The 21,579-nt window shown below is 65.9% G+C and carries 23 protein-coding genes; 10 read left to right on the top strand and 13 right to left on the bottom strand.

Features of this window, described 5'->3' with window-relative positions:
• Positions 1–69: 69 nt before the first annotated feature.
• Positions 70–2,238, bottom strand: a complete 2,169-nt coding sequence (locus tag ACMGRF_RS11200; RefSeq protein WP_134709694.1) for a M3 family metallopeptidase — start codon at positions 2,236–2,238, stop codon at positions 70–72.
• A gap of 130 nt (positions 2,239–2,368) precedes the next feature.
• On the opposite strand from ACMGRF_RS11200, the gene ACMGRF_RS11195 reads away from it, so the two are divergent.
• Positions 2,369–2,848 carry a glutathione peroxidase gene (locus ACMGRF_RS11195; RefSeq protein ID WP_049417219.1) on the top strand — a complete coding sequence of 160 codons (480 nt, stop codon included), beginning with the start codon at positions 2,369–2,371 and terminating at the stop codon, positions 2,846–2,848.
• 75 nt (positions 2,849–2,923) lie between these two features.
• Here ACMGRF_RS11195 and ACMGRF_RS11190 read toward each other — a convergent pair whose 3' ends face one another.
• The 5 genes from ACMGRF_RS11190 to ACMGRF_RS11170 all read right to left on the bottom strand — a co-directional run bounded on the left by ACMGRF_RS11190 (position 2,924) and on the right by ACMGRF_RS11170 (position 7,912).
• Positions 2,924–3,703 carry a ferredoxin--NADP reductase gene (locus ACMGRF_RS11190; protein WP_005417572.1) on the bottom strand — a complete coding sequence of 260 codons (780 nt, stop codon included), beginning with the start codon at positions 3,701–3,703 and terminating at the stop codon, positions 2,924–2,926.
• A gap of 80 nt (positions 3,704–3,783) precedes the next feature.
• Positions 3,784–5,655, bottom strand: coding sequence for an ABC transporter ATP-binding protein (locus tag ACMGRF_RS11185; protein ID WP_414485223.1), 1,872 nt, complete (start codon positions 5,653–5,655; stop codon positions 3,784–3,786).
• Positions 5,656–5,879: 224 nt separating this feature from the next.
• Entirely contained in the window at positions 5,880–6,329 is a 450-nt protein-coding gene (locus ACMGRF_RS11180; protein ID WP_111097167.1) for a carboxymuconolactone decarboxylase family protein, read from the bottom strand.
• Between the two features lie 176 nt (positions 6,330–6,505).
• The gene (locus tag ACMGRF_RS11175) at positions 6,506–6,970 is read right to left on the bottom strand and encodes a hypothetical protein (RefSeq protein WP_134709693.1); all 465 of its coding nucleotides are present in this window, start codon (positions 6,968–6,970) and stop codon (positions 6,506–6,508) included.
• Between the two features lie 57 nt (positions 6,971–7,027).
• Positions 7,028–7,912 carry an RNA polymerase sigma-70 factor gene (locus ACMGRF_RS11170; RefSeq protein ID WP_134709692.1) on the bottom strand — a complete coding sequence of 295 codons (885 nt, stop codon included), beginning with the start codon at positions 7,910–7,912 and terminating at the stop codon, positions 7,028–7,030.
• Between the two features lie 146 nt (positions 7,913–8,058).
• On the opposite strand from ACMGRF_RS11170, the gene ACMGRF_RS11165 reads away from it, so the two are divergent.
• The 3 genes from ACMGRF_RS11165 to ACMGRF_RS11155 all read left to right on the top strand — a co-directional run bounded on the left by ACMGRF_RS11165 (position 8,059) and on the right by ACMGRF_RS11155 (position 10,731).
• Complete coding sequence (locus ACMGRF_RS11165; protein ID WP_049439373.1) at positions 8,059–9,576, top strand: fumarate hydratase; 1,518 nt, start codon at positions 8,059–8,061, stop codon at positions 9,574–9,576.
• Between the two features lie 122 nt (positions 9,577–9,698).
• A complete protein-coding gene (locus ACMGRF_RS11160; RefSeq protein ID WP_134709691.1) occupies positions 9,699–10,037 on the top strand; it encodes a hypothetical protein in 339 nt (112 codons plus the stop codon).
• A 58-nt stretch (positions 10,038–10,095) separates the two neighbouring features.
• Positions 10,096–10,731, top strand: coding sequence for a glutathione S-transferase family protein (locus ACMGRF_RS11155; RefSeq protein WP_049417208.1), 636 nt, complete (start codon positions 10,096–10,098; stop codon positions 10,729–10,731).
• A gap of 74 nt (positions 10,732–10,805) precedes the next feature.
• Here ACMGRF_RS11155 and arsC read toward each other — a convergent pair whose 3' ends face one another.
• The 3 genes from arsC to ACMGRF_RS11140 all read right to left on the bottom strand — a co-directional run bounded on the left by arsC (position 10,806) and on the right by ACMGRF_RS11140 (position 12,905).
• On the bottom strand, positions 10,806–11,147 hold the full coding sequence (gene arsC / locus ACMGRF_RS11150) for an arsenate reductase (glutaredoxin) (RefSeq protein ID WP_049410547.1): 342 nt from the start codon (positions 11,145–11,147) through the stop codon (positions 10,806–10,808).
• Entirely contained in the window at positions 11,147–12,301 is a 1,155-nt protein-coding gene (locus tag ACMGRF_RS11145; protein WP_164284447.1) for a phospholipase A, read from the bottom strand. The genes arsC and ACMGRF_RS11145 overlap by 1 nt, the downstream gene beginning before the upstream one ends.
• 118 nt (positions 12,302–12,419) lie before the next feature.
• Positions 12,420–12,905, bottom strand: a complete 486-nt coding sequence (locus ACMGRF_RS11140; RefSeq protein ID WP_032958895.1) for a DUF456 domain-containing protein — start codon at positions 12,903–12,905, stop codon at positions 12,420–12,422.
• Between the two features lie 235 nt (positions 12,906–13,140).
• Here ACMGRF_RS11140 and ACMGRF_RS11135 point away from each other — a divergent pair, with 235 nt between their 5' ends.
• Positions 13,141–13,350: a cold-shock protein gene (locus ACMGRF_RS11135; protein ID WP_010486802.1), complete on the top strand. Its 210-nt coding sequence runs from the start codon at positions 13,141–13,143 to the stop codon at positions 13,348–13,350.
• A 72-nt stretch (positions 13,351–13,422) separates the two neighbouring features.
• Here the strand turns inward: ACMGRF_RS11135 and ACMGRF_RS11130 are convergent, their stop codons facing one another.
• The gene (locus ACMGRF_RS11130) at positions 13,423–13,917 is read right to left on the bottom strand and encodes a glycine zipper 2TM domain-containing protein (protein WP_099494575.1); all 495 of its coding nucleotides are present in this window, start codon (positions 13,915–13,917) and stop codon (positions 13,423–13,425) included.
• 136 nt (positions 13,918–14,053) lie between these two features.
• Entirely contained in the window at positions 14,054–14,488 is a 435-nt protein-coding gene (locus ACMGRF_RS11125; protein ID WP_049410541.1) for a cytochrome c, read from the bottom strand.
• A gap of 79 nt (positions 14,489–14,567) precedes the next feature.
• On the opposite strand from ACMGRF_RS11125, the gene ACMGRF_RS11120 reads away from it, so the two are divergent.
• Complete coding sequence (locus ACMGRF_RS11120; RefSeq protein WP_005417543.1) at positions 14,568–15,395, top strand: ThiF family adenylyltransferase; 828 nt, start codon at positions 14,568–14,570, stop codon at positions 15,393–15,395.
• 161 nt (positions 15,396–15,556) lie between these two features.
• Here ACMGRF_RS11120 and ACMGRF_RS11115 read toward each other — a convergent pair whose 3' ends face one another.
• Together ACMGRF_RS11115 and ACMGRF_RS11110 are read right to left on the bottom strand one after the other, a co-directional pair.
• A complete protein-coding gene (locus ACMGRF_RS11115) occupies positions 15,557–16,330 on the bottom strand; it encodes a TatD family hydrolase (RefSeq protein ID WP_414485222.1) in 774 nt (257 codons plus the stop codon).
• On the bottom strand, positions 16,327–16,542 hold the full coding sequence (locus ACMGRF_RS11110; RefSeq protein WP_005417541.1) for a DUF6116 family protein: 216 nt from the start codon (positions 16,540–16,542) through the stop codon (positions 16,327–16,329). Before ACMGRF_RS11110 ends, ACMGRF_RS11115 begins: the two co-directional genes overlap by 4 nt.
• A 163-nt stretch (positions 16,543–16,705) precedes the next feature.
• On the opposite strand from ACMGRF_RS11110, the gene ACMGRF_RS11105 reads away from it, so the two are divergent.
• The 4 genes from ACMGRF_RS11105 to ACMGRF_RS11090 all read left to right on the top strand — a co-directional run bounded on the left by ACMGRF_RS11105 (position 16,706) and on the right by ACMGRF_RS11090 (position 21,579).
• Positions 16,706–17,548, top strand: a complete 843-nt coding sequence (locus ACMGRF_RS11105) for a glycine zipper 2TM domain-containing protein (protein ID WP_049410551.1) — start codon at positions 16,706–16,708, stop codon at positions 17,546–17,548.
• 125 nt (positions 17,549–17,673) lie between these two features.
• Positions 17,674–18,216, top strand: a complete 543-nt coding sequence (locus ACMGRF_RS11100) for a GNAT family N-acetyltransferase (protein WP_134709689.1) — start codon at positions 17,674–17,676, stop codon at positions 18,214–18,216.
• Positions 18,217–18,581: 365 nt separating this feature from the next.
• Positions 18,582–19,238 (top strand): glutathione S-transferase family protein, encoded by a 657-nt coding sequence (locus ACMGRF_RS11095; RefSeq protein ID WP_049410529.1) that lies wholly within the window; start codon positions 18,582–18,584, stop codon positions 19,236–19,238.
• 61 nt (positions 19,239–19,299) lie between these two features.
• Positions 19,300–21,579: a transketolase C-terminal domain-containing protein gene (locus ACMGRF_RS11090; protein ID WP_262257115.1), complete on the top strand. Its 2,280-nt coding sequence runs from the start codon at positions 19,300–19,302 to the stop codon at positions 21,577–21,579.

Raw genomic sequence — 21,579 nt, 5'->3', positions numbered from 1 at the left:
TGGGTGGATGCCACAAAAAAACCGCCCGGTCTCCCGGGCGGTTTTCGTTTCACGCTACCGCGCAGGCGATCAGTTGCCGGCGCCGGTCAGGCCACGCTTTTCCAGCAGCGGTTCGATCTGCGGCTCGTGGCCGGCGAAATCGCGGAACAGCTGCATCGCGTCGACGCTGCCGCCCTTGGACAGCAGCGTGGCGCGGAAGTGGTCGCCGTTCTTGCGGCTCAGGCCGCCATTGTCCTTGAACCACTTCTGGGTGTTGGCGTCGAGCACTTCCGACCAGATGTAGGCGTAGTAGCCGGCCGAATAGCCGCCCATGATGTGGCTGAAGTACGGGGTCTTGTAACGCGGCGGAACCGGCGCGTAGTAGATGCCGTCCTTCTCCAGCGCGGCGCGCTCGAAGGCCATCACGTCCTTGGCCGCCGGCACCTGGTCGGCGCCGATCTGGTGCCAGCGCTGATCCAGCATGGCCGCACCCAGGTACTCGGTGGTGGCGAAGCCCTGGTTGAACTTGGCCGCCGCCAGCACCTTGTCCAGCAGCGCCTGCGGCATCGCCGAACCGTTCTGGTAGTGCTTGGCGTAGTTCTTCAGGATGACCGGGTTGTCAGCCCACATCTCGTTGACCTGCGAGGGGAACTCGACGAAGTCACGCGGCACCGAGGTGCCCGAGAAGTACGGGTACTTCACGTTGGAGAACATGCCGTGCAGGGCGTGGCCGAACTCGTGGAAGGTGGTGTTCACCTCATCCCAGGTCAGCAGGGTCGGCTGGCCGGCCGGCGGCTTCGGGATGTTCAGGTGGTTGGCAACCACCGGCTTGAAGCCGGTCAGCTTCGACTGCGAGACGTAGGAGTTCATCCACGCGCCACCGCGCTTGGAGGCGCGTGCATACGGGTCGAAGATGAAGATCGCCAGCTGGCTGCCGTCGGCATCGAACACGTCGTAGACGGTCACGTCATCGTGATAGACCGGCAGGTCGGTGCGCTGCTTGAAGGTCAGGCCGAATTCCAGGTTGGCGGCATGGAACACGCCGTTCTCCAGCACGTTCTTCATTTCGAAGTACGGCTTCAGCTGCGACTCGTCGAAGTTGTACTTGGCCTGGCGCACCTTCTCGCTGTAGAAGGCCCAGTCCCACGGTTCCAGCTTGAAGGTCGGCTTGCCTGCGGCCTTCTGTTCCTGGTCGATCATCGCCTGCAGGTCGGCGGCTTCGCGCTTGGCGTTGGCCACCGCGGCCGGGGCCAGCTTGCCCAGCATCGCGTTGACCGCTTCCGGCGTCTTGGCGGTCTGGTTGGTCAGGTTGTAGGCCGCGAAGTTCGGGAAGCCCATCAGCTTGGCCTTGTCGGCACGCAGCTGCATGATGCGCGAGACCAGCGCGGTGTTGTCGAACTCACCGCCACGGCTGCCACGGCTGACCGATGCTTCGTAGATCTTCTGGCGCAGGGCGCGGTTGGCCAGGTTGGTCAGCGGCGGCTGGCCGGTGGTGTTGAGCAGGGTGATCACGTACTTGCCGTCCTGGCCGCGGGCCTTGGCGGCTTCGGCGGCGGCGGCGATCTGCTCCTTGGACAGGCCGTCCAGTTCCTTGACGTCGTCGACGGTGATCGCCGAAGCGTTCACCTCCGACTGCACGTTCTGGCTGAACCTGGTGCCCAGGTTGGCCAGCTCGGCGTTCATCTCCTTCAGCTTGGCCTTGTCGGCGTCGGACAGCTTGGCGCCTGCGCGCACGTAGTTGTCGTAATACTTCTCGACCAGGCGCACGCCTTCGGCGTCCAGGCCCAGCTGGCTGCGGGTGTCATACAGCGCCTGGATGCGGGCGAACAGCTTGCCGTTCAGCGCGATCGCATCGCTGTGCGCGGCAAACTTCGCCGAGTAGTCGGCCTGCAGCTTCTTGCGGGTGTCATTGGTATCGGCGCCGACCAGGCTGAAGAACACGGTGGTCGCGCGGTCGAGGATGTCACCGCTCTTTTCCAGGGCGATGATGGTGTTGTCGAAGGTCGGCTTGGCCTTGTTGTTGGCGATCGCTTCCACTTCCTTCAGCTGCTGCGCCATGCCGGCGTCGAAGGCCGGGGCGAAGTCGCTGTCCTTGATCCGGTCGAACTGCGGATAATGCAGGGGCAACGGGCTTTCGGCGAAGAACGGATTGGCCTGCTGGGCATTGGTGCTGGCAGCCGGGGTGGCGGCGCCGGCCGAGAAGGCGGGCAGGGCAAGGCCGAGGGACATGGCCACGGCAAGGGCAAGGCGGGTGGTCAAGGCAGGAACTCCGGTAAGGCAAACAAGGGCCCGAGGGTAACCCGGCCGGCGGCGCCCGCACTTGTGTCAAAAGGCATGCTGGCGGGTCCGGGCGCGGGTACCATGCATTTACCGCCCACGGCCCGTCACCATGACCACCGCCTACGATTTCAGCTTCCGTGACCTCGACGGCCATCCGCAGGCGCTGGCGCAGTACCAAGGGCGCGCGTTGCTGCTGGTCAACGTCGCCAGCCGCTGTGGCTTCACCCCGCAGTACACCGGGCTGGAACAGTTGTGGCAGGACTACCGCGAACGCGGCCTGGTGGTGATCGGCTTCCCGTGCAACCAGTTCGGTGCGCAGGAGCCCGGTGATGCCGCGCAGATCCGCCAGTTCTGTTCGCTGGACTATCCGGTCAGCTTCCCGCTGTCGGAGAAGATCGAGGTCAACGGCGAGGGCGCTGATCCGTTGTGGGCCTGGATGACGCACGAAAAGCGTGGCCTGCTCGGCAGTGCCCGCATCAAGTGGAATTTCAGCAAGTTCCTGGTCGATCGCCAGGGGCAGGTGGCGTCGCGGCATGCGCCCACCACCAGGCCGGAGCAGTTGCGCAGCGCGATCGAAGCGCTGCTGTGAGGTAGTGCCGGCCGCTGGCCGGCAACCCCGTGGGCCAGGAAGCGCCGGCCAGCGGCCGGCACTACCGTTGCAGCATCACTTCTCGACGAACGCGCGCTCGAACACGTAGTGGCCCGGCTGGCCGATGCGCGGCGAAACCTGGAAGCCCCGGGCGTCGAGCACGGTACGCAGGTCGGCCAGCATCTGCGGGCTGCCGCAGATCATCGCGCGGTCGTTTTCCGGGCTCAGTTCCGGCAGGCCGAGGGTGCGCTGCATCTCGCCGCTCTCCATCAGCTGGGTCAGGCGGCCCTGGTTGGCGAACGGCTCGCGGGTGACGGCCGGGTAGTACAGCAGCTTGTCGCCGATCATCTCGCCGAGGAACTCGTGCTCGCGCAGTTCCCTCTCGAAGTAATCGCGGTAGGCCAGGTCCTTTTCGTAGCGCACGCCGTGGCACAGGATCACCTTCTCGAAGCGCTCGTAGGTTTCCGGGTCCTTGATGACCGACAGCCACGGCGCCAGGCCGGTGCCGGTGCCCAGCAGGTACAGGTTCCTGCCGGGATGCAGGTCGCTGATCAGCAGGGTGCCGGTGGGCTTCTTGCCGACCAGTACCTTGTCGCCCGGCTTGATGTGCTGCAGGCGCGAGGTCAGCGGGCCGTCCTGCACCTTGATGCTGAAGAACTCCAGCTGTTCTTCCCAGTTGGCACTGGCAATGGAATAGGCGCGCAGCAGCGGTCGCGCCTCGGTTTCCAGGCCGATCATCACGAATTGGCCGTTCTCGAAGCGGAAACCGCTGTCGCGGGTGGTGGTGAAGCTGAAGTAGGCATCGGTCCAGTGACGGACCTCAAGCACCGTTTCGGCGCCGAAAGCGGAGGACATGGGCGTATCTATCGAAAGTCGTCGGGGGTGATTCTATCTCAAATGAGACAAGTTCTCATTGGGCGGAACGAGAGGCGTTCTCAGCGGTAACCCGCCGCCTGCAGCTCGAACAGCTCGGCATAGCGGCCGCCCTGCGCCATCAGCTGCGCATGGGTACCGCTGGCCTCGATCCGGCCATCGGCCAGCACCAGGATGCGGTCGGCCATGCGTACCGAGGAAAAGCGGTGGGAAATCAGTACGGCGGTGCGATTATCCGCCAGTTCCCTGAACCGCTGGAACACCTCGAACTCACTGCGGGCATCCAGCGCTGCCGTTGGCTCATCCAGGATCATCACCTGCGCATTGCGCATCCATGCGCGGGCAATGGCGATCTTCTGCCATTGGCCACCGGACAGGTCCACGCCCTGCTTGAAGCGGCGGCCGATCTGCTGGTCGTAGCCGCCGGGCAGGTCGTCGATCACTTCCTCGGCCATGCCGCGTCGCGCCGCGTCAGCGATGCGTGCCTGGTCGTCCATCGCCTCGACCTGGCCGACGCCGATGTTCTCGCCGGCGCTGAGGTTGTAGCGCACGAAATCCTGGAAGATCACCCCGAGATTGGCGCGCAGGTCATGCAGGTCGTAATCGCGCAGGTCGCGGCCATCGAGCAGGATGCGGCCTTCGTCCGGTTCGTACAGCCGCGCCAGCAGCTTCACCAGGGTGGTCTTGCCGGCGCCGTTCTCGCCGACCAGGGCCAGCACTTCGCCGGCGTGCAGCTGGAAATCCAGATGGCGCACCGCCCACTGTTCGGCATCGGGGTAGCGGAAGCCGACGTTCTCGAACACGAAGCCCTGGCGGATCGGCTGCGGCACGCGCACGGCCCCATCGCGCGAGTGGATTTCCGGCTGGATCTGGAAGAACGAGAACAGGTCATCCAGGTACAGCGCCTGGCTGGCCACCTGCGAGAAGCCGATCAGCAGGCCTTCCAGCAGCTGGCGCAGGCGCAGGAAGCTGCCGGCGAGGAAGGTCAGGTCGCCGATCGAGAAGTCCCCGCGCACCGTGCGCCATGCGATGTAGGCGTAGGCGGTGTAATACCCCAGCGTGCCCAGCGCAGCCAGCAGCGTGCCCCAGAACGCGCGGCGCCGTGCCAGGGCGCGGTTGGCCTGGAACAATGCCACCGACAGGCGCCGGTAGCGCTCCACCAGGAAGCGGTGCAGGTTGTAGATCTTCACTTCCTTGGCCGTTTCCACGCTGGCGCCCAGCTGGCGCAGGTAGTCGAGCTGGCGGCGCTCGGGCGTCCACTGGAAGTTGAGGCTGTAGCCGGCCGCGTTGAAGTGCGATTCGCCGATGAAGGCCGGCACCAGTGCCAGCGCCAGCAGCAGAATCAGCCACGGCGCGTAGACCAGCAGGCCAACGGCGAGGCTGGCCACGGTGATCGCGTCCTGCACCTGGCCGAACAGCTGGCTCATCAGGTTCATCCGGCCCATGGTCTGGCGCCGTGCACGGTCCAGCTTGTCCTGCAGGTCCGGGTCCTCGAAGTCCTCCAGATCCAGCGTCGCGGCGTGTTCCATCAGGCGGATGCTGGTGGCGTTGGCGAACAGTTCGGAGAGCAGGGCATCGGCATAGCTGACCAGCCGGCCGAGCAGGTCCGAGGCGATGGCCAGGCCGAATTCCAGTGCCAGCAGGCCCAGCAGTGGATTGAGCAGGCCGCTGGACAGCGCCTCGCCCAGCGGCGGGAAGCCGGCATCGTGCTGGCTCAGCCGCAGGGCGCTGTCGATGATCAGCTTGCCGACGTAGAGCATCGCCACCGGCAGCAGCGCACGGATCAGGCGCAGCCCCAGGCTGGCCAGGGTCAGCGCCGGACTGGTCTTCCAGACCATGCGCAGGAAGGGGGGCAGATTGCGCATCGCCCTGAAGCGCTGGCGCAGGCTGGGTTTCTTCGCGGCGGCAGCGCCAGCGGTGGGGGAAGCAGGCATGCGCGTATTGTGCGCGCCTGATACGTGCAGATGGGGTCAGTGCAGCCGTGTGGCCGGCACCGGGGTCAGAGCCCTTCGCGAAGCGAAGGGATCCGACCCTCCCGCATCCACGCATGGCGTGGATCCACCCTGCCAACCCGCAGAAGAGCCAGCTTTTGCCGTTGCTCCAGCTGTTGCTCTGGCCTCTGCGGGTGCCGGGCGGCAGCCCGGCCAACAGGACCCTTTTACGGCAGCGGCGGCAGCAGCCCCGCACCCAGCCGGTTCCAGGCATTGATCACCGCAATGCCCATGCTCAGGTCACTGATGCCCTTCGCATCGAAGTGCGGTGCCAGCGCATCGAACGCTGCCTGCGACGGCGCACCGTCGGTCAGCCGGGTCAGCGCCTCGGCCCAGCCCAGTGCTGCGCGTTCGCGCGCGTCGAAGAAGCGGCTTTCGTGCCAGGCGGGCAGGGTGTCCAGCTTGCGCGGCTCGATGCCACCCTTGCGCAGCGCGGTGCCGTGCATGTCCATGCAGTAGCCGCAGCCGTTGAGCTGCGACACGCGCAGGAACACCAGTTCCATCAGGGTCGGGTCGATCGAGCTGTCATGCACCGCCTGGCTGGTGGCCAGCAGGCCCTTGAAGGCCTCGGCGGCCAGGCGGGTGTAGGGGACGCGGGGGGAAGTGTGGTTGGACATCGTGGGCTCCACGGCGGCCACAGTGGCCGCCTTTCATTACAAGGACGCCGTGCCGTCCCTGTTCGTGACATCGAATGGTCAAAAGCGAAATGCCGACGGGCCAAGTGCGACTCCAGATGCGCGTACCGACCTCCTCAAAGAATCCTGCAGTGTCATCGAGCCGTGGTGCATCTCGCTCAGGTGAGAATCTGGAACTCAGCTGCTGACGTGAGAATCAACGCTTTCAATTGGTCAGTATCGGCTTTGATGAGCACGGGTAGAGTGTCCCATTCGCCATATTTTTCAGCAGGAACAAAGTTGCCCTTGACTACCACGAGCCTGACATCCGGACGGATCGTTGATAGTTGCCTTCTTGGTGGTGCCCAAGTTGATTCTTCATTCGGAAAAGGAAAAGAGCCGATTCTGGGCCAATCACCTCTTTCAATTCCGGTGCGAATAGTCAGTACATCCATGAAGCTCTCCAACGTGGGAAGTTCGCAGTCGCGGAGCATTCTGCCCTTTGAAATGAATGGAAGGATCGCTACGTCCGGATCTTGGTAAGTGCGCAAATAGCCAAAAACGAGCTCGACTTCATTGAGCGGTACGGCAAATACATCGCCGACTTTCACTTTGATCCTCTTTCTTGGCCTATTGGGATTCATTGCCGTCAATTTCCTTTCCATTGCGCTGACAGATTGCCCAAGCCCAAGTCCGTATGTCTAATCGGAGAGTGCGCCTTGAATACTCGGCAGCTTTTCCGGATTCAGCACGCTGTAAATGTTGGCGATGCGGCCATCGACCACTTCGATGGTGGTGATCGAGTGCAGGCGATCGCCCTGGAAGCGCAGGATCGCAGGCTCGCCGTTGACGTAGCCCAGCTGCGCCGGATGCGCGGCGCCGCGGCGGGCGATGGCCCAGAACAGGCGGCCGATGCGCTCGGCACCCCGCAGTGGGCGGATCGCGGCGGTAACCACGCCGCCACCGTCGGAGACCAGTTGCGCGTTGGCGTGCAGCAGGGCCTGGATCGCCTCGCTGTCGCCGCGCTGCGAGGCATCCATGAAGCGCGCCAGCAACCGCCGGTGCTGGATGGCATCGGCGTTGAAGCGCGGCCGTCCGGCCTGCAGACGCTGCCGGGCGCGGTGCACCAGCTGCCGGCAGTTGGCTTCGCTGTGGCCGATCAGGTCGGCGATCTCACGGTAGTCGTGGTCGAAGACCTCCTTCAGCAGGAAGGCGGCGCGTTCTTCGGGGCCGAGCTGTTCGAGCAGGGTCAGGAAGGCGACCGAGACCTCGTCGGCCAGCGCATGCAGCTGGGCCGGGCCGGGCGCGGGGTCAGGCTCCAGGGTGACCGCCAGCGGTTCGGCCAGCCATGGGCCGACATAGTGGACACGCTCGCGCTTGGCCGCTCGCAGGCGGTCCAGGCCGAGCCGGGTGGTGGTGGTGACCAGCCAGGCCTCTGCATCGCGGACGCTGGCAGGATCGGCGCCGGACCAGCGCAGCCAGGCGTCCTGCACCACGTCTTCGGCGTCGGCGCGGCTGCCGAGCAGGCGGTAGGCCAGCGCCATCAGGCGCGGGCGGTGGGTCTGGAAAACGGTTTCGGCGTTCATGTGGGCAAGGACGCCGCAGTGGCGCGTGGCGTGACAGAGCGTCGGGGGAATCTTGCCGGCCAGCGGCCGGCACTACCACCCCGGGGCCGGGGGAGGGGGTAAAATGGGCGGATTACCCCCGCCAGCCTCGAGCAAGCGAGCAAGCCGTGACATCGATCAAGCAGGAAGACCTCATCCAGTCCATCGCCGACGCGCTGCAGTACATCTCGTACTACCACCCGGTCGACTACATCAAGAACCTCGCCGCCGCATACGAGCGCGAGGAGTCGCCGGCCGCGAAGGAAGCGATGGCCCAGATCCTGATCAATTCGCGGATGTGCGCCGAAGGCCACCGTCCGATCTGCCAGGACACCGGCATCGTCACCGTGTTCCTGGAAATCGGCATGGACGTGCGTTGGGATGACGCCACCATGGGCGTGGAAGACATGGCCAATGAAGGCGTTCGCCGCGCCTACATGCATCCGGACAACAAGCTGCGCGCCTCGGTGCTGGCTGATCCGGCCGGCAAGCGCATCAACACCAGGGACAACACCCCGGGCGTGGTCAACGTCAAGGTGGTGCCGGGCAACAAGGTGGACGTCATCGTTGCTGCCAAGGGCGGTGGTTCGGAAGCGAAGACCAAGTTCGCCATGCTCAACCCGTCCGACTCCATCGTCGACTGGGTGCTGAAGACCGTGCCGACCATGGGCGCCGGCTGGTGCCCGCCGGGCATGCTCGGCATCGGCATCGGTGGCACCGCCGAGAAGGCGATGCTGCTGGCCAAGGAGGCGCTGATGGAACCGATCGACATCACCGAGCTGCAGGCCCGTGGTGCCTCCAACCGCATCGAGGAGCTGCGCCTGGAGCTGTATGAGAAGGTCAATGCGCTGGGCATCGGCGCGCAGGGCCTGGGTGGCCTGACCACTGTGCTGGACATCAAGATCAACGACTATCCGACCCATGCGGCCAACCTGCCGGTGGCGATGATCCCGAACTGCGCCGCCACCCGCCATGCGCACTTCACCCTGGATGGCAGTGGCCCGGTGATGCTGGACCCGCCGTCGCTGGAAGACTGGCCGAAGCTGACCTATGACGCGTCCAAGGGCACCCGCGTGGACCTGGACACGATCACCCCGGAAGATGTGGCCAGCTGGAAGCCGGGCCAGACCCTGCTGCTCAATGGCAAGCTACTGACCGGCCGCGATGCCGCGCACAAGCGCATGGTCGACATGCTCAACAAGGGCGAGCAACTGCCGGTCGATCTGAAGGGCCGCTTCATCTATTACGTCGGCCCGGTCGATCCGGTGCGCGACGAAGTGGTGGGCCCGGCCGGTCCGACCACGGCGACCCGCATGGACAAGTTCACCGAGCAGGTGCTGGCGCAGACCGGCCTGCTGGGCATGGTCGGCAAGGCCGAGCGTGGCCCGGCCGCGATCGAGGCGATCAGGAAGCACAAGTCGGCCTACCTGATGGCCGTCGGTGGATCGGCCTACCTGGTGTCCAAGGCGATCAAGGCCGCCAAGGTGGTCGGTTTCGCCGACCTGGGCATGGAGGCGATCTACGAGTTCACCGTGCAGGACATGCCCGTGACCGTGGCGGTGGATTCCACCGGCGAATCGGTGCACAAGACCGGCCCGCGCGAATGGCAGGCCCGCATCGGCAAGATTCCGGTGGTTGTGGAGTAAGCCCTCCATCCCGGACCGGACAACGGCGCCCCTGTGGCGCCGTTGTTGTATGGGCAAGAATATTGATGTTCCGGTAGCGGTTGTTCTGCTACGGTCGGAACACTCTCGCACAGGACGTGTCCATGGCCCTGCATCGGTTCATCGTGGTAGGCGTGCTGCTGGCCCTGGCTGGTTGCAGCACCCCGGCGTCGTACGAAGGCGCGGATTTCCCCGCATCGGCGCAATGCCGCGTGCAGTGCCAGGCCGGCTATCGCAGCTGCATGGCGCAGAATGACTCCCTCGGCAGCCGCCAGAGCAACTGCGAGCAGCAGGTGGTGCCGGCGCCGGACAAACGCTGCAGGGACGTGGACAATCCGGAGCTGCGCCGTGCCTGCGAACTGAAGACGCACGACTGCGCGATGCGCGCGCCGATGATGTCCTGTGGCGAGCGCCGGGATTCCTGCATGAGCGGCTGCGGCTGAGCAACGATCGCGCGCGTGGGCGCATAATCGGCTGATCCACCTGCACAGGATCTTCCGCATGAGCACCACGCTGTATGGTTCGACCAGTACCGCCGCGCTGGTCGTGCACTGGCTGCTGATCGAGCTCGGCATCGAGCATGAACTGGTGCTGCTGGATTTCGACGCGCGCGAGCACAAGTCGGCGCAGTACCTGGCGCTCAATCCGGCCGGTGTAGTGCCGACACTGTTGATCGATGGCCTGGTACTGACCGAAGCGGCGGCCATCGCCTTGTACCTGGCTGATCGCCACCCGGAGGCCGGCCTGCTCCCGGTGCCGGGCACGCCGCAGCGTGGCGATGCCTACCGCTGGATGTTCTGGTGTGCCAGTACGCTGCAGCCGGCCTATCGGGCCTGGTTCTATCCGCATGAAATGGCCGGCCAGGCGAACGTTGAGGCCAGCCGCGAGATGGCGCGTCAGCGGCTCGAAGCGGCCTGGCAGCACGTTGCCGCTCACCTGCAGGCGCACGGTCCGTACCTGCTGGGCGCCACGCCCTGCGTGGTCGACTACATGCTGGTGATGCTGATGCGCTGGTCGCGCAACATGCCCAAACCCAGTGACACCTGGCCGGTGCTCAAGGCGCATGCCACCTCGATGAAGGCGCGCCCGGCGTTCGCCGAGGTCTACCGCCGCGAAGGCATCACCGACTGGCGGTAACCCGAAAAAGGGGACGGAGGGAATTAAGTCGTTTGTGCACAAACGACTTAATTCCCTCCGTCCCCTTTTTCGGGTTACAGGATCTCCAGCACTGTTTCCGGTGGGCGGCACAGCCGCGTACCCTTGGTCGTGCGCACCACGGGGCGATTGATCAAGCGGGGGTGTTCGCTCATCGCCGCCAGCAACGTGGCGTCGTCTGCGCCGTCCAGGCCCAGTTCGGCGAACAGCGCCTCCTTGCTGCGTACCAGTTCCTGTGCGTGCAGCCGGGATTCGGCCAGTACCTGGCGCAGCGTGGCTGTGTCCGGCGGGTTGCCCAGGTAGTCGATCACCACCGGATCGAAGCCCGCATCGCGGATCAGCTTCAGTGCGCCGCGCGAGTTGCTGCAGGCCGGGTTGTGCCAGATCGTCACGTCCATCAGAACCACTCCAGCAGAGACACGCCCACACCCACATAGGTGGCCTTGTGGTTGTAGTCGATCAGGCTTTCGCCGTAGCCGTCGAAGACCTGCACATGGCCACGCAGCAGGTTGCTGATCGGGAAGCCGTAGTCCAGCTGCAGCGCACCGTGCGAACGGCTTCCGGTGCGCAGTGAATGGCGCGCCATCAGCGAGACCTCATGCCCATTGCGGTTCCAGGTCAGGGTGGCGTCGCCGCGACCCATGTAATCCTCGATGTCCGGATTGTTGTCTTCGCTGCGGCTTTCGGGAATGCGGTACCAGGGACGCAGCACCAGCGCCCAGTTCTCGCGGTCCAGGCCGATGTTGAGCATGACCCGGTTCCAGCTGCGTGACAGCGGGTCGGCGCGGCCATTGGACTGGTGGTTCAGCGCGATACCGGTCATGCGGCCGCGCCAGCCACCGACCGAGTAGCCGTTGCGGAACACCATCATCACTTCCGGCTCGTAATTGGTTTCGCGGAACGGGCGTGAATCCTCGCTGTTGTAGGCCTGCCAGCGCGAACTCTGGGTGTAGCCGGCCCAGATGTCGCCGTTGTCGCCGAACAGGTTCTCGGCGATCTTGGTCTTGAAGCTGATCTGGAACTTCAGCTCGGCACTGTCGAGTACCTGCGGGGTGGTCACGCTGTTGGCCGGGTTCGGCGAGTGCGGCATGGTGTTGCGATCGCTGGTCCAGAAGGCGGGCAGCAGGTACACCGGCTTGTAGGCGCGCAGTTGGAACGGCCCCAGCTTGGAGTCCTCGGCCAGTTCCCAGCGGCTGTCCAGCAGCGAACCGCGGCCGGCGTTGGCCAGCGCGCTGTCCGGCGTCGCCGGGCGGAACAGGTCGCTCACCCGCTCGCGCAGCTTTTCCTCGCCCTGGCTCACGCGCGCGGTCTGCCGTTCTTCGCGGCGGGCCTGCGCAGCCGCTTCGGCGGCAGCATCAGCGGCGGCGGTAGCCTCCGGGGTATGCCCGAACAGGCGGTCATAGCAGGCCAGCCGGGCCGCGTCGGTGGTGATTGCCGCGCAGGCGGCCGGTGAGGCGTCGGCGGTAGGCGCGAACTCCTGCGCAGCCAGCGGTGCACTGGCCAGGGCAAGCGCCAGCGGCGCCAGACGGGGAAACAGCGTGGGGAGGGTCATTGCAGCAGGCCCTTCGATGAATTCGGGAATCACACAGTGTGGCGGCTGTGCCGGATTGCGGCCAGCCCCACGGTTTATGCACGGCCACAGCGTGCGCGTGGCGTGAAGGCCAGGTGGCTCAGAAGAACCAGGCGAACGCGAACAGGCCCAGCATCGCGATCACGACCGCCAGTTTCAGTGCCAGGCCAAGCAGGATGCCGAGCCAGGTGGCCAGGCCGACCTTGGTCGAGCGGCCGAGTTCGCGGGTGTGCCAGTACTCGCCGAGCAGGGCACCGACCAGCGGTCCCGCAAACAGGCCGATGGGCATGAAGAACAGGCCGACGATGCTGCCGACGAAGGTTCCCCACAGCGCCTTGCGGCTGGCGCCGACACGCTGCGCGCCGACCACCGTGGCCAGCACGTCCACCAGCAGCGAAAGCAGGGTCAGTACCCCAAGCGCGACCAGGGTGGGCCAGCCGACGTGGGCGAAGCCGTCGGCCCAGGCGGCCAGCAGCAGTCCGATGAACACCAGCGGGATGCCCGGGAGGGCCGGCAGGATGATGCCGGCGATGCCTATGAGGACAAAAATGACCGCTAGCAGATACAAGATGAATGAGAGTCCCATGCTGTCCCGTATGGAGTCCGTTTTGGGGTTGACAGTGAAAGATTTTGCCAGTTGCTTTTTCGTTTTGGCCGGGTTAAGTTGCAGTCGCTGAGCTTGGCAAGGTCACCGTGGATCGTGGCCTGATGAAGCAAGATCTTCCCGATCCGCTGCATCGATGCACCTCGCTTCCCCCTTGCTTGTCAGCCGCCCACCAGGCGTTTCCAACAACAAGAGAGAGTCAAAGGGAGTTAGTGAGATGGCTGATCGCGAGACCGGTACCGTAAAGTGGTTCAATGATGCGAAGGGCTTCGGCTTCATCAGCCGGCAGAATGGCGAGGACGTGTTCGTGCACTTCCGCGCCATCGAGACCCAGGGCTTCAAGAGCCTCAAGGAAGGCCAGACTGTGAGCTTTGAAGTCGTGCAGGGCCAGAAGGGCCTGCAGGCTGACAAGGTCCAGCCGGTGTAACAGCTGCCGTCCGTCGGCATGAAAAAGGCCCGCGCAAGCGGGCCTTTTTCTTTGCCTCAGGCCCGCTGCAGGTCAGCGCAGGATGACCTTGCCGTTGACCACGCGCACATAGGTGTTCTCACGGATGCCACCCAGGTCGCGCTGGTTGACCACGATGGTGCGGCCATCATCCATGCGCACGCTGATGTCGTAGGTATCGCTGGTGACATTCTTCTGGATCTGGTTGCCGGCCAGGGCGCCACCGACCGCGCCTGCAGCGGCGGCAATGTTCTTGTTGCCACGGCTGCCACCGGTGTGGTCGGAGATTTCATGGCCGGCCACGGCGCCGACGATGCCGCCGAGAATCGCACCGGTCGCACTGGGCGCGGTGCGGCCCGAGGGCACGGTGTTGATGCGGGTGACGATGCCACAGTCGGCGCAGCGGCCCTGGTTGTAGCCGCCGTTGTTGCCGTAGCCGCCGTTGTTGTAGCCGTTGTTGTAACCACCGCTACTGTAACCGGGCGAGGTGGCACAACCGGCCAGCGCGAGGGTAGCGATGGCGCTGGCGGCGATGAGCTGGATCTTCATGGGGCGTCTCCTGGCCGTGAAGGCGGGTGTGTTGGGTGGTACTGCGTCATGCAGCAGGGTGGACGAATCCTCTCCCTTCGAACGTGAACAACGCGCCAACCACGCACCCGATGCCCGGCTGCAGGATGAACGCGCCTCAGCGGAAATCCTGGTGGCAGGCCCGGCAATCGGCCTGCAGCGTTTCCACGAGCTGGGCCAAGGCCCTGCAGTCGCCTGGCGGTGCAGCCAGCGCCGTGTTGAGGTTGCCGCGCAGTCGGCTGGCGTGCTGCTGGAACTGCGTGCTGTCCTTCAGCCCGGGAAACGCCAGGTCCAGGTCATTGGACAACAGGCGTAGCGCCTGCAGCCGCGGCACGCTGTCGGCCAGGCTGCAGCGGTTCTGCTGCTGGGCCTGCTGCAGCAGCTGCGACTGCCGCTGCATCACCTGCATCAGGCTGTCCGGGAACGGGTCGCGACGCGCCTGCAGGGCGCGGCCCACCATAACCGTGGCGACCAGGCCGATCAGCAGGCCCAGGCATAGTACGAACAGGTAGCGATGGGCAGTGGACAGGCGGCGGGGCGGGCTGGCGTTCATGCAGGCTCTCCGGGCGTGCAACGGTGGGTTCGACGCCGGCGTACTTTGGGCGCTGGCACCTGCACGTTAAAATAGCCCGATGAACGAACAGGTCAAACAACGCTTCGCCGGCATCGAACGGCTGTATGGCGTGGGTGCGCTCGAGCGCCTGCAGGGCAGTCGCGTGGCGGTGGTCGGCATGGGCGGCGTCGGCTCGTGGGTGGTGGAGGCGCTGGCCCGTTCGGCGGTCGGCCATCTGACCCTGATCGATGCCGACGACATCTGCGTGTCCAACACCAACCGGCAGCTGCCGGCGATGGAAGGCAATTACGGGCGCAACAAGGCCGAGGCGATGGCCGAGCGCTGCCGTGCGATCAATCCGGGGATCGACGTCGATGCCGTGCAGGCATTCCTGACGATGTCCAACATGGCTGAGCTGCTGGACCGCGGGTTCGATCTGGTGATCGATGCCTGCGACAGCTTCCGGGTCAAGGTCGAGACGATCGCCTGGTGCCGCCGCCGCAAGCTGCCGCTGCTGACCGTCGGCGCTGCCGGTGGCCGCACCGACCCGACCCTGGTACGTATCCGCGATGTCTCGCGCACCGAGCATGACGCCATGCTGGCGCTGATCCGCAAGAAGCTGCGCAGCGAGTTCAACTTCCCGAAGAACGCCAAGCGCTATTTCGGCGTGCCGGCGGTGTATTCGCTGGAGAATGTGAAGTACCCCCAGGCCGATGGCAGCGTCTGCGGCATTCGTCCGAACCTGGGTGCCGATGCGGCGTTGAAGCTGGACTGCGGCGCCGGCCTGGGCGCGGCGACCCACATCACCGGCGCGTTCGCCTTTGCGGCGGTGGGCAAGGCGCTGGAGATGCTGCTGGAGCCGAAGAAGGCGAAAACCGAGGTGACCGAGGCCTACGCCGACGCATGACGGTGGTGCCGGCCGCCCGGGGTTGCCGGCCAGCGGCCGGCACTACCTTCCAAACGTCGGCGACTCAGTCGTTCCGTGGCGGCGCCGGTAGTGCCGGACGCTGCCCGGCGTCGGGTTCGCCGCGGTCGTTGCAGCGTGCCGACCAAGGTCGGCACCCGCCGTTACATTGACGGCAGCGCGAACAGCCGCCGTGCATTCTCGGTCGTGGCCTGCGCCAGGGCCTCCAGCTCCATTCCGCGCAGCGCAGCTACGTGCCGGGCAATGGTTTCCAGCCGCGCCGGTTCGTTGCGCCGGCCGCGGACCCCTGCGTCGGGCTGGTCGGGCGCGTCGGTTTCCAGCAGCAGCTGCTCCAGCGGCATCCCGCGTACCAGCCGTTGCAGGCGCTGGGCACGTTCATAGGTCAGCGGACCGCCAAGACCCAGCAGGAAGCCGTGCCTGTGCAATTGCGCGGCCTGTTCGGGGCTGCCGGAAAAACTGTGCACCACGCCGCGCAGGCCGCCGATGCGGCGGATGGCGGCGATCACCGCATCCACCGCGCGTCGTGCGTGCACGATCACCGGCAGCTCGAACTCACGGGCCAGTTCCAGCTGGCCGATGAAATACGCCTGTTGAGCCTCGGCATCCAGTCCTTCGACGAAGAAGTCCAGCCCGCATTCGCCGATCGCACACGGGCGTTCGCGCTCGATCCAGCCGCGCAGCAGTGGCAGGTGCCCAGGCTGGTGCTCGGCCAGGAACATCGGATGCAGGCCGTAGGCCGGGTACAGCCCCGGCGCCTGCTGGCAGACCTCGCGCAGTTTCGGCCAGCTGGCAGCGGTGACCGCGGGCACCACCTGTTGGCGTACACCCACGGCCTGCGCCCGCTCGATCACTGCGGCACGGTCAGGGTCGAACGCGCTCGCGTCGAGATGACAGTGGCTGTCGACCAGCACGCTCAACGCTGTTCCAGCGGCGGTGGCGTGGTGGCGTTGCGGCTCTTCCAGTTGGCCAGCAGCAGCGTGCCGAAGCCCAGCACCAGCTCATCGATGAACGGGATCGGGTCCGGGATGAACAAGGTCAGCACGAACAGGCCGGCGGTGAGCTTGAACAGGGTGGGGTAGCGCAGCCGGCGCGCCCATTGCAGTACCGGCAGCAGCATCGGGTTGGCCATGGCGGGAATCCTCGTGGGGAATATGCAAACGCTACCACGGGCCCAGCATTTCCCGATGCTGAATGGGTTACAGGAATGAGCAGGAAATGTGGAGATTCCGTTCAGGCAGCGCATGCTGCAATCTGTCCCGAGAACGTTGCGGATGGTCCGCAAGGAGCAGGTCATGAAAAGCACAACTACAACTGTCCTGGTCGCAGCGGGCGCGCTGCTGGTTGGTGGCATCGCCACCGCCGCCTTCATGAAGAGTGGCGACAAATCGCCGGACTCCATCAGCGCCGCAACCCCCAATGGCGAGTCGCGCCTGGTCGATGGCAACGCCACCGACGATGGCGTGCGTGGTGACCAGCTCGACCCGTCCGCGCCGCGCGGGCTGGAATATGCCGATGTGCTGAAGGTCGACCCGATCACCGAGAAGCAGAAGGCCTATGCCACCGTGATCGGCACCGATCCGGTGCGTGAGACCTCCACCACCCAGACCCCGCACGAGGTCTGCCAGGACGTGACGGTGCAGGAACGCCTGCCGGAGCGTGATGGCAACGTTGGCGGTACCGTGGTTGGCGCGGTGGTGGGTGGCCTGCTCGGCAACCAGGTCGGTGGCGGCAACGGCAAGAAGGCCGCGACCGCAGCCGGTGCGGTGGCCGGTGGCTTCATCGGCAACCAGATCGACAAGCGCCACGTGGGCGGCCGCGTGGTCAACCGCACCGAGCGCCAGTGCCACACCGAAACCGCAACGTCCGAGTCGAGCCGCGTCACCGGTTACAACGTGACCTATCGCAACGAAGACGGCACCACCGGCACCATGCGCATGGCCAGCAAGCCGGGCAGCCGCATCGCCATGGGTACCAATGATGTGGTGAAGGGCTATAACGTGACCTATCGCTATGATGGCGCCGAGAAGACTGTGCGCATGGACAACAAGCCGGCCAGCGATCGCCTGCCGGTGGTCGATGGCCAGCTGGTCACGCAGACCGCTGCTGCCGGCGCCACGGCGGCCACGCGCCAGTAATCCAGAACACGCTGCTGCACCCGACGGGCCGGCTCATGCCGGCCCGTTTCGTTGTGCGCACGGGCATTCATCCGTGGGCAAAGGGAATCGACCATGATGGACGCCCCCTTCGACAAGGAGTCGGCATGAGCATCTTCGACCTGCGCCTGGAAACCGAGCGGCTGATCCTGCGCCCGCTGCTGCGCGAGGACTACGAACCGTACCTGGCATTCTGTGCCGACGAGGAAACGATGCGTACCCTGGGGGGTGTTCAACCGCCCTCGGTGGCATGGCGCGGCTTCTGCAGCCTGGCCGGCACCTGGCAGCTGTTCGGCTTCTCGATGTTCAGCGTGATCGAGAAATCCAGCGGTGACTGGATCGGCCGGATGGGACCGTGGCAGCCGCAGGACTGGCCTGGAACCGAGGTCGGCTGGGGTATTCGGCATGCCAGCTGGGGCCGGGGCTATGCACCGGAAGCGGCGGTTGCCGCCATCGACTGGGCGTTCGACACGCTGGGCTGGGACGAGGTGATCCACACCATCGCCGAGAACAACGACAACTCGAGGGCGGTCGCGCGCAAGCTCGGCAGCACGCTGCTGCGCATGGGTGAATTGCCACCGCCGTACAACGACAAGCCGATGCAGATCTGGGGCCAGTCGCGAGAACAGTGGCGGCAGCGCGCGCGCTGAGCGTTGCCGGTAGTGCCGGCCGCTGGCCGGCAATCGCTTGGATCCAGCTGCATTGAGGATGCCGGCCAGCGGCCGGCACTACCAGCTGCATCGAGGATGCGGGCCAGCGGCCGGCACTACCAGCTGCATCGAGGTTGCCGGCCAGCGGCCGGCACTACCAGCTGCATCGAGGATGCCGGCCAGCGGCCGGCACTACCAGCTGCATCGAGGATGCGGGCCAGCGGCCGGCACTACCAGCTGCATCGAGGTCGCCGGCCAGCGGCCGGCACGACCGTGTTGCCATGCTGCACCCGCGCTTGGCATTCACCGGCGGGCTTGCCAGACTGCGTGCAGCTGGCCGCCGGCCGGATCCGAGGAAGCAGGCAATGGTGGAAGAGCGCGTCCCGTTGACGGTGCACGGCATGTCGGTGTCCGGCAATTGCCACAAGGTCCGCCTGCTGCTGGAGCAGCTCGGCAGCCGCTACCGCTGGGTGGAAGTGGACAGTGCCCATGGCCAGACCCACACCGCCGAGTTCCTCGCGCTCAACCCCAATGCCAAGGTGCCGTTGATCGTCCGCGACGATGGCCGCGTGTTGACTGAATCCAATGCGATCCTGTTCTGGTTGGCCGAAGGGACGCCCTACCTGCCCACCGACGGTTGGGAACGCGCGCAGGCATTGAGCTGGATGTTCTTCGAGCAGTACACGCACGAGCCATGCGTGGCGGTAGCGCGCTTCATCCGCGGCTGGACACCTGCCGATTCACCGCGCCGTGCTGAACTGCCACGCCTGCACGAGCGCGCCGCCACCGCGCTGGCGGTGATGGAGCAGCACCTGCGCGAAGCGCAGTGGTTCACCGGCAGCGCATACGGCATCGCCGACATTGCGCTGTTCGCCTATACCGACGTCGCAGGCGAGGGCGGCATCAGCCTGGCGCCCTTCCCGGAAGTGCGCGCCTGGCTGCAGCGCGTGCGCGCGCAACCGCGCTTCGTGGCGATGCCAGCGGTGACCGCCGAGGTGCGCGCGCGCTTCGAGGCTGCCTGATCCCACAGGGTAGCGCCCGGCGTTGCCGGGTGGAACGCAACAACGACACGGAGGGTGTTCGATGTTTGCTGTGGTTCCAGATCCGATTCCTGCGCGCATGCGCGTGCTCAACCGCGCCGAAGTGTGCGACGCCAATTTCCTCGACGCGGTGCGTGGCTGGCGAGGCACACCGCGCGCACGTCCTGCGCCGGACGCGCCGATCCTGCCGGGCAGCACGCTCAGCGCGGCCGCCTTCGGTGAGCTGTTCGATTCGCAGCTGGCCAGCCGCCAGCTGGACCTGATGGCGCGCGTATTGCGCGTGCAGAACAAGGTCTTCTATACCATCGGGTCGTCCGGCCATGAAGGCAACGCGCTGCTGGCGCGGGCCTGCCGGCATACCGACCCCGCATTCCTGCACTATCGCTCCGGCGCCTTCATGGTCGAACGCTCGCGCCAGGTGCCGGGCATCGACCCGCTGCGCGATGCCGCGCTTTCCTTCGCTGCCAGCGCCGATGACCCGGCCAGTGGTGGTCGGCACAAGGTGTGGGGCAGCAAGCCATTGTGGGTATTGCCGCAGACCTCGACCATCGCCTCGCACCTGCCCAAAGCGCTGGGCACGGCACTGGCCATCGAGAGTGGCAAGCGACTGGCGCAGGCGCTGCCGATTCCCGCCGACAGTATCGTGCTGTGCTCGTTCGGCGACGCCTCGGCCAATCACGCTACCGCGCAGACGGCGTTCAACACCGCGATGTGGGCGGCCTACCAGAAACTGCCGGCGCCAATCCTGTTCGTCTGCGAGGACAACGGGCTGGGCATCTCGGTGAAGACGCCGGACGGCTGGATTGCCGAGCGCTTCAGCCACCAGCCGGGGCTGGACTATTTCTACGCCGATGGCCTCGACCTGGCCACCGGGCACGCCCAGGTGCAGGCCGCAGTGGACCACTGCCGGCGGACGCGGCGACCGACCTTCCTGCATCTGCGCACCACGCGCCTGATGGGCCACGCCGGCACCGACTTCGAGGTGGAATGGCGTGCATTGCCGGAATTGTGCGCGGCCGAGGCGCAGGATCCGCTGTTGCGCTCGGCGCAGATCGCGCTGGAATCGGGCTGGATGGATGCAGCCGCCATCGAAGTGGCCTACGAGACGATGCGCGCGCGCTGCATGGCCGCCGCTGCCGATGCCGAAGGCCGTGCGAAGCTGCAGTCGCTGCAGGAGGTCATGGCGCCGTTGGCACCCTATACGCCCGCGGCGGTGCAGGCCGAAGCCCGGCGCGAGGTCGCCGACGAGGCGCGCGAGGCACTCTATGGCGGTGCCGAGGCCTTGCCGGAACGACAGGTGCCACGGCATCTCGCGATCCAGATCAACCACGGCCTGCTGGAACTGCTTGCGAAGTATCCGCAGAGCCTGCTGTTCGGCGAGGACGTGGCTCAGAAGGGCGGTGTGTACACCGTCACCAAGGATCTGCTGCGCCGCTTCGGCCCACGCCGGGTGTTCAACACGCTGCTGGACGAGACCATGATCCTGGGGATGGCGCAGGGTCTGGCCAACCTGGGCATGCTGCCGATTCCGGAGATCCAGTACCTGGCCTACCTGCACAACGCCATCGACCAGCTGCGTGGTGAAGCCTGTTCGCTGCAGTTCTTCTCCAACGACCAGTATCGCAACCCGATGCTGGTGCGGGTGGCCGGGCTGGGCTACCAGAAGGGTTTCGGCGGGCACTTCCACAACGACAACTCGATCACCGCGTTGCGCGACATCCCCGGGCTTGTGGTCGGCTGCCCCTCGCGCGGCGACGATGCGGTGATGATGCTGCGCACGCTGGCCGCACTGGCGCGGGTGGATGGGCGCGTGGCGGTGTTCCTGGAGCCGATCGCGTTGTACATGAACAAGGACCTGCACGAAGCGGGGGATGGCCAGTGGCTGTTCGACTACCCGGCACAGGGCCAGGCGCTGGTGCCGGGCGAGGGACGGGTCTATGCACCGGAGGCCGAAGACCTGGTGATCTACACCTATGGCAATGGCGTGCCGATGGCGTTGCGCGCGGCGCGGGCGATCGAGCAGCAGCTGGGCTGGCAGGTACGGGTGGTCGACCTGCGCTGGCTGGTACCGTTGGATGCCGGCTTCATCGCGGCCCAGGCCGCGGGCGCGCGGCGGGTGCTGGTGCTGGACGAAGGCCGCCACAGCGGCGGAGTGGGTGAGGGCGTGGTCACCGCGCTGGTCGAAGCCGGGTTCGGCCATCTGCCGTTGCGCCGGATCTGTGGTGCCGATACGTACACACCACTGGCGGGGGCAGCAATGTTCGGCCTTCCAAGCGACAATGCGGTGATTGGCGCCGCCCTCGACCTGGCGCAGGAACCCTGA

This window comes from Stenotrophomonas sp. EMP41 (assembly GCF_047495535.1).
GTDB lineage: Bacteria > Pseudomonadota > Gammaproteobacteria > Xanthomonadales > Xanthomonadaceae > Stenotrophomonas > Stenotrophomonas sepilia.
Note: the sequence above shows the minus strand (reverse complement) of the source record. Positions and strands in the feature narration are given on the sequence as shown.

Excerpts from the sequence above, each read along its gene's own strand:
- ACMGRF_RS11170 (WP_134709692.1), bottom strand. The coding sequence starts at position 7,912 with ATGAACGCCGAAACCGTTTTCCAGACCCACCGCCCGCGCCTGATGGCG.
- ACMGRF_RS11185 (WP_414485223.1), bottom strand. The coding sequence starts at position 5,655 with ATGCCTGCTTCCCCCACCGCTGGCGCTGCCGCCGCGAAGAAACCCAGC.
- ACMGRF_RS11095 (WP_049410529.1), top strand. The coding sequence starts at position 18,582 with ATGGTGGAAGAGCGCGTCCCGTTGACGGTGCACGGCATGTCGGTGTCC.
- ACMGRF_RS11130 (WP_099494575.1), bottom strand. The coding sequence starts at position 13,917 with ATGAAGATCCAGCTCATCGCCGCCAGCGCCATCGCTACCCTCGCGCTG.
- ACMGRF_RS11100 (WP_134709689.1), top strand. The coding sequence starts at position 17,674 with ATGAGCATCTTCGACCTGCGCCTGGAAACCGAGCGGCTGATCCTGCGC.
- ACMGRF_RS11155 (WP_049417208.1), top strand. The coding sequence starts at position 10,096 with ATGAGCACCACGCTGTATGGTTCGACCAGTACCGCCGCGCTGGTCGTG.
- ACMGRF_RS11175 (WP_134709693.1), bottom strand. The coding sequence starts at position 6,970 with ATGAATCCCAATAGGCCAAGAAAGAGGATCAAAGTGAAAGTCGGCGAT.
- arsC (WP_049410547.1), bottom strand. The coding sequence starts at position 11,147 with ATGGACGTGACGATCTGGCACAACCCGGCCTGCAGCAACTCGCGCGGC.
- ACMGRF_RS11195 (WP_049417219.1), top strand. The coding sequence starts at position 2,369 with ATGACCACCGCCTACGATTTCAGCTTCCGTGACCTCGACGGCCATCCG.
- ACMGRF_RS11190 (WP_005417572.1), bottom strand. The coding sequence starts at position 3,703 with ATGTCCTCCGCTTTCGGCGCCGAAACGGTGCTTGAGGTCCGTCACTGG.
- ACMGRF_RS11105 (WP_049410551.1), top strand. The coding sequence starts at position 16,706 with ATGAAAAGCACAACTACAACTGTCCTGGTCGCAGCGGGCGCGCTGCTG.
- ACMGRF_RS11145 (WP_164284447.1), bottom strand. The coding sequence starts at position 12,301 with ATGACCCTCCCCACGCTGTTTCCCCGTCTGGCGCCGCTGGCGCTTGCC.
- ACMGRF_RS11090 (WP_262257115.1), top strand. The coding sequence starts at position 19,300 with ATGTTTGCTGTGGTTCCAGATCCGATTCCTGCGCGCATGCGCGTGCTC.
- ACMGRF_RS11135 (WP_010486802.1), top strand. The coding sequence starts at position 13,141 with ATGGCTGATCGCGAGACCGGTACCGTAAAGTGGTTCAATGATGCGAAG.
- ACMGRF_RS11120 (WP_005417543.1), top strand. The coding sequence starts at position 14,568 with ATGAACGAACAGGTCAAACAACGCTTCGCCGGCATCGAACGGCTGTAT.
- ACMGRF_RS11140 (WP_032958895.1), bottom strand. The coding sequence starts at position 12,905 with ATGGGACTCTCATTCATCTTGTATCTGCTAGCGGTCATTTTTGTCCTC.
- ACMGRF_RS11160 (WP_134709691.1), top strand. The coding sequence starts at position 9,699 with ATGGCCCTGCATCGGTTCATCGTGGTAGGCGTGCTGCTGGCCCTGGCT.
- ACMGRF_RS11125 (WP_049410541.1), bottom strand. The coding sequence starts at position 14,488 with ATGAACGCCAGCCCGCCCCGCCGCCTGTCCACTGCCCATCGCTACCTG.
- ACMGRF_RS11180 (WP_111097167.1), bottom strand. The coding sequence starts at position 6,329 with ATGTCCAACCACACTTCCCCCCGCGTCCCCTACACCCGCCTGGCCGCC.
- ACMGRF_RS11110 (WP_005417541.1), bottom strand. The coding sequence starts at position 16,542 with ATGGCCAACCCGATGCTGCTGCCGGTACTGCAATGGGCGCGCCGGCTG.